The following is an 8,374-nucleotide window of genomic DNA, read 5'->3' as shown; positions in this document are numbered from 1 at the left end:
GCTTTGCGAAATGCCTTGATTCGCGCCTTGTCGACCCGTGGGGCCTTGTAGAACGGCAGGAAATCTTCCCGGGGCGACAGCTCGATGTGTTCGTAACCGAGCTCGGCGACCTTGTCGACCATCTTGCCCAGGGAAAGGGTGCGGTACATGTAGGGGTCGAGTGCGATGCGCATGATTGTTCTCCTAAACCAAGGCCTGCGCCTTGCCCCTTGTGGGAGCGAGCCTGCTCGCGATGGCGGCAGCACATCCAACATCTATGTGACTGTCTGATCGCAATCGCGAGCAGGCTCGCTCCCACATGGGTTAATAGTTAGCCGTAGAAGTGTGGGCGCTCTGGCAGGCCGACTTTGACAATCGCCCCGCTGTTCTGCGCCTCGATGCACGCATCTGCGGCGACGGCGGCGGCGAAACCATCCCACGCCGAAGGCCCGCCGACCTGCCCGGCTCGCACACCATCAATGAACGCCTGYAACTCAACGTCATACGCCGCGATGAACCGATCCTTCCAGTCCATCAGAATCGCGTTGGACAGCTTCGCCCCGCTACGTAATTGAACCTGCGACGGTTCCGGCAGTTTGGCGATGCCGGTCTCCCCCACCACTTCGCACTGGATGTCGTAGCCGTACTGGCAGTTGACGAACACTTCGACGTCGATGCGCGTGCCCTTGGCGGTTTCCAGCAGCACGATCTGCGGGTCTTTCAAATGGGCGTGGGCCTTGCTGGTCTTGCGTGGGAACACCACTTGCACCGAGACATAATCGTCGTCAAGCAACCAGCGCAGCACGTCCAGCTCATGAATCAGGGTGTCGGTGATCGCCATGTCGGTCTTGTAGTTTTCACCCACGGTCGGGTTGCGGTGGGCGCAATGCAGCATCAACGGCTCGCCGATCTGGCCACTATCGATCACTGATTTCAGCGCGCGATAACCCTCGTCGTACGGACGCATGAAACCGACCTGCACCAGACGCTTGCCGTGGGCCACTTCGGCCTCGACGATCTTGCGGCAGCCTTCGGCAGTGACCGCCAGCGGTTTCTCGCAGAACACCGGCTTACCGGCGGCTATCGCTGCCAGCACGAACTCTTCGTGGCTCGGCCCCCAGGAGGTAACGAGGATCGCCTCGACTTCCGGCGCCTTGATCAGGGCGTGACCGTCGGGATAAACCTCGGCGGTCAGCTTGAGATCGGAAACGACCTTGGCCGCTTGCTGCAAATTGATGTCGGTCACCGCCACGACCTGGCTGTTGAGCAAGGCCTGGCTGCAACGACGGATGTGGTCCTGGCCGATGGCCCCGGTGCCGATGACGCCAATGCGCAGTGAATCAGAGAGCAATGACATGAAGATTCTCCTGTGAAAATTTGTTGTTGGTTTCAGGGGCAATCAGTATTGACGGGCCTTGGCCAGTCGTTCGTTCAGGGTCTTGGCCACCGCATCGGTACGGGCACTGTTGGAAACCTGCGCCACACCGACCCGCCACCACGACAGGTATTTGTGAATCATGGTCTTGGGCAAAACCTTGATATCGATCAGCGTCGAAACCGTCTGCAAGCGCGCATCCGCCAGGGCATCCTTCAGCTCTTCAACGGTGTTCACCTTGTAAGTCTTGCAACCATAAGCCGCCGCGCTCATGGCGAAATCCACCGGCACGAAGCCGCCATCGAGCTTGCCGGTTTCCGGGTTGCGGAAGCGGAACTCGGTGCCGAAGCTATCCATGCCGTGTTCCATCTGCAGGTTGTTGATGCAGCCAAAGGTCATGTTGTCCAGCAGCACCACGTTGATCTTGCGCCGCTCCTGAATCGAGGTCGCCAGTTCGGAATGCAGCATCATGTAAGAGCCGTCGCCCACCAGCGCATAGACCTCACGATCCGGCTCGGCGAGTTTCACGCCCAACGCAGCGTTGACCTCGTAACCCATGCAGGAATAGCCGTACTCGACGTGGTAGGTGTTCACGCCCTTGCTGCGCCAGCTGCGCTGCAAGTCGCCAGGCAAGCTGCCGGCGGCGGCGACGATCACTGCGTCGTCCGCCAGGGTTTCATTGAGCACCCCGAGCACGCGGCTCTGGGTCAGGCAGGAGCCGGTCAGCTCGATGAATTCGCGCAGCACTGCCGGGTCCATGTGGTCGTTGATTTCCGGGACGAAATCCTTGGCCTGGTATTCCACTTGATAGATGCGATCGACTTCCTCATCCAGTTGCGCCTTGGCCTGACGGGGTTGATCGCCCCAGCTCGAGCGATAATCACCCAGCGCTTTGGCCAGCACCGACAAACCGGTTCTGGCGTCCGCCAGCAATTGCACGCCGTCGAGTTTCAGGGCATCGCAAGGGCTGATATTGAGGTTGAGGAATTGCACCTCCGGGTGCTGAAACAAGGATTTCGAGGCGGTGGTGAAGTCGCTGTAACGGGTGCCAATGCCGATGATCAGATCAGCGTCCCTGGCCAGCGAATTCGCCGCCAGGCAACCGGTTTCGCCGATACCGCCAACATTCAGCGGATGGCTGGACACCACTGCACTCTTGCCGGCCTGGGTTTCGGCGAAGGGAATATCGAAGCGCTCGGCGAACGCCTGCAACGCGGAGTTGGCGCCAGAGTACTTGACCCCGCCGCCGCAAATGATCAGCGGTTTACGCTTGCCTTTGAACAGCGCCAGCGCATCACCCAGCATCGCTTCGGTAGCCGGACGACGTTCGATACGGTGCACGCGTTTTTGCAGGAAGTAATCGGGATAGTCGTAGGCCTCGGCCTGCACGTCTTGCGGCAAGGCCAGGGYCACTGCGCCGGTTTCGGCGGGGTCGGTGAGCACGCGCATGGCGTGGATCGCCGCCGTCATCAGTTGCTCGGGACGGTTGATGCGGTCCCAGTATTTACTGACAGCCTTGAAGGCATCGTTGGTGCTGATGCTCAGGTCGTGGAACTGCTCGATCTGTTGCAACACCGGGTCGGGCTGGCGGCAGGCGTAGACATCGCCGGGCAACAGCAGCAAGGGAATACGGTTGGCTGTCGCGGTGGCGGCAGCGGTCAGCATGTTCGCCGCACCAGGCCCCACCGACGAAGTGCAAGCGTAGATCTTGCGCCGCTGGTGTTGCTTGGCGAAACCGATGGCGGCGTGGGCCATGCCTTGTTCGTTGCGCCCCTGATGGACGATCAGGTCGCCACTGTCCTGCTCCAGGGCCTGGCCCAGGCCCAGCACGTTGCCGTGGCCGAAGATGGTAAAGATCCCGGCGACGAATTTACTCTGGACCCCATCGACCTCGATGTACTGGTTATCGAGGAATTTCACCAGGGCCTGGGCCATGGTCAGTCTTGTTGTGGTCATGTCCGATCCTTTCAAATGCACACCCAATTCCTGTAGGAGCTGCCGAAGGCTCGGGCCGCGATCGGACGATCTTTTGATCTTGATCTTAAAAAGCCAGATCAAAAGATCGCAGCCTCGTTTCACTCGACAGCTCCTACAGGGAATGTGTCAAGCCAAAGTGCTCTTCAGGTGATCCATGCTCGCGCCGATCGCCCGTTCGATATCCGCCAGCCCATGCACGCTGTCGGCGAACGGTTCGAACGACAGGTAGCCGCTGTAGCCGGTAGCGAGCAAGGTGTCGATCTGCGCCGCATTGCCGAGAATGTCGCCTTCGCCCACCAGCACCCGGTGACCATCGCGAATGGTCGCCAGCGGGGCCCCGGCATCCTCGACCCCGGAGATGTGCACCAGCCCGGTCAACTCGGGGAAAAATTCATGCTCACTGGCCAGGTGATGGTGGAAGGTGTCATGCACCAGACGGAACACATCCAGCCCGCCGATGGCCTTGATCGCGTCCACCGCCGTGCGTTTACGGCGCAGCGAGCACTCTTCGAAACCCAGCGGTTCGATGAACCCGAGAATCCCGTGATCGCGCAGGATCGGCGCCAGCTGACTCAACGCCGTACGCAGACCTGAAGCGCGCTCGGCTTCGGTACGCGGGTCGGCACGGTCGTTCAACGGGCACATGACCAGCCCTTGCGCGCCGCAGTCCCGGGCATAAGCAGCGAGTTTCGAGGCCTGCTCCCGGCGCTCGTCGTTCCACACATCAAACGGATACAGCGCGTTGATCGAGAGCACGGTGATGCCTTTGGCCGTGCACAACTCACGCACGCGCTCGGGTGCGGTGCCGTCTTCTATCTCGACGCCTTTGAGGTCATTGCGGATCTCGATGGCGTCGGCCTTGAGGGTCACCGCCAACTCGATGAACGCGGGCAGGGACAAACGTGGGGCGACCATACGGTTCAGGGCGAAACGCAGGGGTTTGCTCATTATTGTTGTTCTCCGCACAAGTGAATTATTTGGCTGTCGGCATACTGAATTCAGGGCCCTTGGCGATGCTGTCGGGCCAGCGTTGCATCACGCTTTTGTAGCGGCTGTAGAAGCGGATACCTTCTTCGCCGTAGGCATGGTGATCACCGAACAGCGAGCGCTTCCAGCCACCGAACGAATGCCATGCCATGGGCACCGGAATCGGCACGTTGATGCCGACCATGCCGACCTTGATGGTGCGGGCGAAGGCTCGGGCAATGCCGCCGTCGCTGGTGAAGCAGGACACACCGTTGCCGAATTCGTGGGCGTTGATCAGCTCCACCGCGCTGGCGAAGTCCGGCACACGCACGATGCCCAGCACCGGACCGAAGATTTCCTGTTGGTAGATGCTCATCTCGGTCGTGACCTTGTCGAACAGCGTCGCGCCAACGAAGAAGCCATTCTCGGCGCCCGGCACCTTGAAATTACGACCATCGACAATCAGCTGCGCACCTTGAGCCACACCCTGGTCAATGAAGCCTTCGACCTTGGCCTTGTGCTCGGCTGTCACCAACGGCCCCATATCGTTGTCACCCTGCAGGCCATTGCCGACCTTGAGCTGATCGATGCGTGGCAGCAACTTGGCAATCAAGCGGTCGCCGACGTCGCCCACCGCCACGGCAATCGAGATCGCCATGCAGCGCTCACCGGCTGATCCGTACGCCGCGCCAATCAAGGCATCAGCAGCTTGATCCAGGTCCGCATCGGGCATGACGATCATGTGGTTCTTCGCCCCGCCCAGGGCCTGCACGCGCTTGCCCCGGGAGGTGGCTTGCTGATGGATGTACTCGGCAATCGGCGTCGAACCGACAAAGGAAATCGCTTCGATGTCCGGGTGTTGCAGCAGCGCATCGACTGCAGCCTTGTCACCTTGGACCACGTTGAACACTCCATCCGGCAGACCGGCTTCAGTCAGCAACCGCGCCATCAACAAACTGGCGGACGGATCGCGTTCGGACGGTTTGAGGATGAAGCAGTTACCTGTGACCAGCGCCAGCGGAATCATCCACAGCGGTACCATCACCGGGAAGTTGAACGGCGTAACCCCGGCACAAACACCCAGCGGCTGGCGCAGGTTCCAGTTGTCGATGCCGCCGCCGATGTTGTCGCTGAATTCGGTTTTCAACAGGTTCGGCGCACCGCAGGCGTACTCGACGATTTCGATGCCACGGGTGACTTCGCCCTTGGCGTCGGAAAACACCTTGCCGTGTTCACGGCTGATGATTTCTGCCAGTTCGTCGTGATGGCGGTCGAGCAATTCCTTGAACTTGAACATCACCCGCGAACGGCGCAGGGATGATTGCTCGGACCAGGCTGGAAAGGCCTTGAGGGCCGATGCGACCGCCTCGTCCACGGTCCTCTCGCTGGCCAACCCGACCCGTGCCTGCACGCTGCCGGTGGCCGGGTTGAAGACATTGCTGAACCGCTCACTGCCGGTGTCTTGCACCTGACCGTCGATGTAATGGCCGATTACCTGGGCGTCGCTCATCGTTATTGTTCTCCGTGCAGATAGTGGAATTCAGACCTTGGAATTCAGAGATCCAGCAGCCAGCTGTGCTGCGGATCGTTATGGAACTGCCAGACGCGTTTCGGACCGGCCATCACGTTCAGGTAATACGACTCGTAGCCGTACGGCACACTGACCGGGTGATACCCCTTGGGCACGACCACCAGGTCGCTGTTTTCCACGGCCATGGCCTGATCGATGCTGCGATCGTCGGTGTACACCCGCTGGAACACGAAGCCCTGGGGCGGGTTGATCTGGTGGTAATAGGTTTCTTCGAGAAAGCTCTGGTGCGGCAGGTCGTCGGTGTCGTGCTTGTGTGGCGGGTAGCTTGAGGAATGTCCGGACGGCGTGCGCACTTCGACCACCAGCAGTGAATGGGCTGGCTCGGTGTCCGGCAGGATGTCGCAGACGTAACGGGTATTGGCGCCCTTGCCGCGCACGCTGCGCTTCATCGTGTCGGGTTTGATCAGGCGTGGGCTGTAGGAGCTGCCGAAGGCTGCGATCTTTTCGCTGCTAGCTTCAGTAGTGAAGCCAGGCGCGGAACACACGGCGATTTGCACATCACTCAGGGCGACCACCTGGGCTTGACTGCCGGGCGGCAAGTACGCGGCGAACGGAGACTTGTCTTCGAACACCGACTGCCGATCGCCAATGTTGTCCCAGTCGAACGCGCCCTGCCCCGGCGCTTCACCCTTGATGCTGACCCGGCCGCTGAGCAGCACCAGGCACAGTTCTTTATCACCCGCCGAGACCGGCAGGGACTCACCGAGGCTCAGGCGGTAAGCGGCGAAGCCGACGTATTCCAGTTCCCCTTGCCCCAACTCGACCATGGTCCGGCCGCGTGAATTGCTTTTGACCAACAGGCTCATCGCGCGGTCCTCTCGTCGAGTAGTGCACGCAAGGTGTCGTAGCCCTTTTTCGCGTAGACATAACTCGGTGCCACCGCCGGATCCTGTTCGGCTTCGACCACCAGCCAGCCGTGGTAATCGGCGGCCAGCAGCACGTCGAGTAACGCGGAAAAATCGATGTCGCCATCGCCGGGCACAGTGAAGGTGCCGTTGATGATGCAGTCCGGGAAACTCCACAGGTTGTTGCGCGCCAGCTGCACGACCGGTTTGCGCACGTCCTTGAAATGCACGTGGCAGATGCGTTCGATGTGTTTGCGCAGCACCTGCAACGGTTCGCCGCCGCCCATGTAGCAATGGCCCGAATCGAACAGCAGGCCGACTTCGCTGCCAGTCAACGCCATCAGTTTGTCGATGTCGGCCGGGGATTCGACGTAAGCGCCCATGTGGTGGTGATAGGCCAGACGCACACCCTGGGACAGGGTGAAGCGCGCCAGTTCGGTGAGCTTGTCGGCGTACTCCTGCCAGGCCTGTTCGGTGTGCAAGCGCGGGCGTTCGACCAGAGGAATGCGCTGGCCCTGGATGGAGTCCGCGACCTCGCCATAGACCAGCACCTTGGCGCCGTTCTTCGCCAGCAGCTCGACATGACTACCGATGGCGTCGATTTCCTCGGCCACGGAACGCCGCGCCAGACGACTGGAGTACCAGCCGGACACCAACGCCAGGTCATAGGGCCGCAGCACGTCGCCGACGCCTTTGGCGTCCTTGGGGAATTTACCGTTGAGTTCAAAACCTTCGTAACCGATTTCCTTGCCTTCGCTCAGGGCGGTGCTCAATGGCGTCTCGCCACCGAGGGACGGCAGGTCGTCGTTGCTCCAGGAGATCGGGTTGATGCCAATTCGGATAGCGGGCATGGCTGCACCTTTTATTGTTTTACATAACCATTGAATGCGGCACTAAACCCTGTGGGAGCGAGCTTGCTCGCGATGCTTTTGGTGCCTTTGAAGGCCCCATCGCGAGCAAGCTCGCTCCCACAGGTTCAGTGTTCACACATTGAAAATGTTCAGTTCCGCGCCGCACGCCAGGCATCGATCAGTTCAACGAACGTGCCCTGCACCTGGCGAATCAGCGCCTCATCGTCGATTTCCCCGGCCAACCACGCACGGMTCGGCTCCTGGAAAATCGTCCGGCCCACGGCGAACCCGCGGCAGGTCTGGCTCTGACTGGCCTGTTGAAAGCCTTCGGCCAACGCTGATGCCGGGGCGTTCAAGCCCAGCAGTACCACACCTCGGCAGTACGGATCGCGTTCCTGGATCAGTTCGTCGAGTTGCTGCCACTCCTCGGCGCTTTGCGCTTCGATCTTCCACCACGCCGGGTAGATGCCCAGGTTGTAGAGGCGTTTGAGGGCGCGATACAGCACGTCCGGGTAGGCCGAGGGGTGATCCTTGGGCGGGATGATTTCCAGCAGCAGTTCATGACCGCTGACCTGGGACGCCTGATACAAACCCTTGATCTGCGCCTCCTGTTCCAGACGCAGCAGAGGCTCATCGTCGGGATGAAATTGCACCAGGCACTTGATGATCTGCTCTTGCGGCCAGGCGATCAGGTTGCTGCCGATGGAGCGACCGTGTTCGAAGGCCAATGGCCGCGAACCCTGGACTTCCACCGGCCGCGCCACCCACCAGCCGCGACCGGTGGCGGCAT

Annotated in this window: 7 protein-coding genes and 1 pseudogene; all 8 read right to left on the bottom strand. The window is 60.7% G+C overall.

The annotated features are described in order from the left end of the window. Positions 1-173: pseudogene (locus AC1DVH_RS22980) on the bottom strand (sugar phosphate isomerase/epimerase); the annotation flags it as partial. Between the two features lie 137 nt (positions 174-310). Then, positions 311-1,336: a bifunctional inositol 2-dehydrogenase/D-chiro-inositol 1-dehydrogenase gene (gene iolG / locus AC1DVH_RS22975; RefSeq protein WP_477755745.1), complete on the bottom strand. Its 1,026-nt coding sequence runs from the start codon at positions 1,334-1,336 to the stop codon at positions 311-313. 42 nt (positions 1,337-1,378) lie between these two features. Beyond that, positions 1,379-3,310: a 3D-(3,5/4)-trihydroxycyclohexane-1,2-dione acylhydrolase (decyclizing) gene (gene iolD, locus AC1DVH_RS22970; RefSeq protein ID WP_477755744.1), complete on the bottom strand. Its 1,932-nt coding sequence runs from the start codon at positions 3,308-3,310 to the stop codon at positions 1,379-1,381. Between the two features lie 147 nt (positions 3,311-3,457). Continuing rightward, positions 3,458-4,279 (bottom strand): TIM barrel protein, encoded by an 822-nt coding sequence (locus AC1DVH_RS22965; RefSeq protein ID WP_477755743.1) that lies wholly within the window; start codon positions 4,277-4,279, stop codon positions 3,458-3,460. Positions 4,280-4,304: 25 nt separating this feature from the next. Beyond that, positions 4,305-5,807, bottom strand: coding sequence for a CoA-acylating methylmalonate-semialdehyde dehydrogenase (locus AC1DVH_RS22960; protein WP_477755742.1), 1,503 nt, complete (start codon positions 5,805-5,807; stop codon positions 4,305-4,307). Positions 5,808-5,851: 44 nt separating this feature from the next. Beyond that, positions 5,852-6,694: a 5-deoxy-glucuronate isomerase gene (gene iolB / locus AC1DVH_RS22955; RefSeq protein WP_477755741.1), complete on the bottom strand. Its 843-nt coding sequence runs from the start codon at positions 6,692-6,694 to the stop codon at positions 5,852-5,854. Next, a complete protein-coding gene (iolE, locus tag AC1DVH_RS22950; protein ID WP_477755740.1) occupies positions 6,691-7,584 on the bottom strand; it encodes a myo-inosose-2 dehydratase in 894 nt (297 codons plus the stop codon). Before iolE ends, iolB begins: the two co-directional genes overlap by 4 nt. Positions 7,585-7,733: 149 nt before the next feature. Beyond that, a partial coding sequence (locus AC1DVH_RS22945) for a 2-deoxy-5-keto-D-gluconate 6-phosphate aldolase domain-containing protein (protein ID WP_477755739.1) occupies positions 7,734-8,374 on the bottom strand: 641 nt, incomplete at its 5' end.

The organism is Pseudomonas sp. P4_C3, from assembly GCF_056402075.1.
The sequence above is the reverse complement of the archived record's forward strand: the minus strand, read 5'-3'. Positions and strand labels throughout refer to the sequence as shown.

Excerpts from the sequence above, each read along its gene's own strand:
- AC1DVH_RS22960 (WP_477755742.1), bottom strand. The coding sequence starts at position 5,807 with ATGAGCGACGCCCAGGTAATCGGCCATTACATCGACGGTCAGGTGCAA.
- AC1DVH_RS22965 (WP_477755743.1), bottom strand. The coding sequence starts at position 4,279 with ATGAGCAAACCCCTGCGTTTCGCCCTGAACCGTATGGTCGCCCCACGT.
- iolE (WP_477755740.1), bottom strand. The coding sequence starts at position 7,584 with ATGCCCGCTATCCGAATTGGCATCAACCCGATCTCCTGGAGCAACGAC.
- iolB (WP_477755741.1), bottom strand. The coding sequence starts at position 6,694 with ATGAGCCTGTTGGTCAAAAGCAATTCACGCGGCCGGACCATGGTCGAG.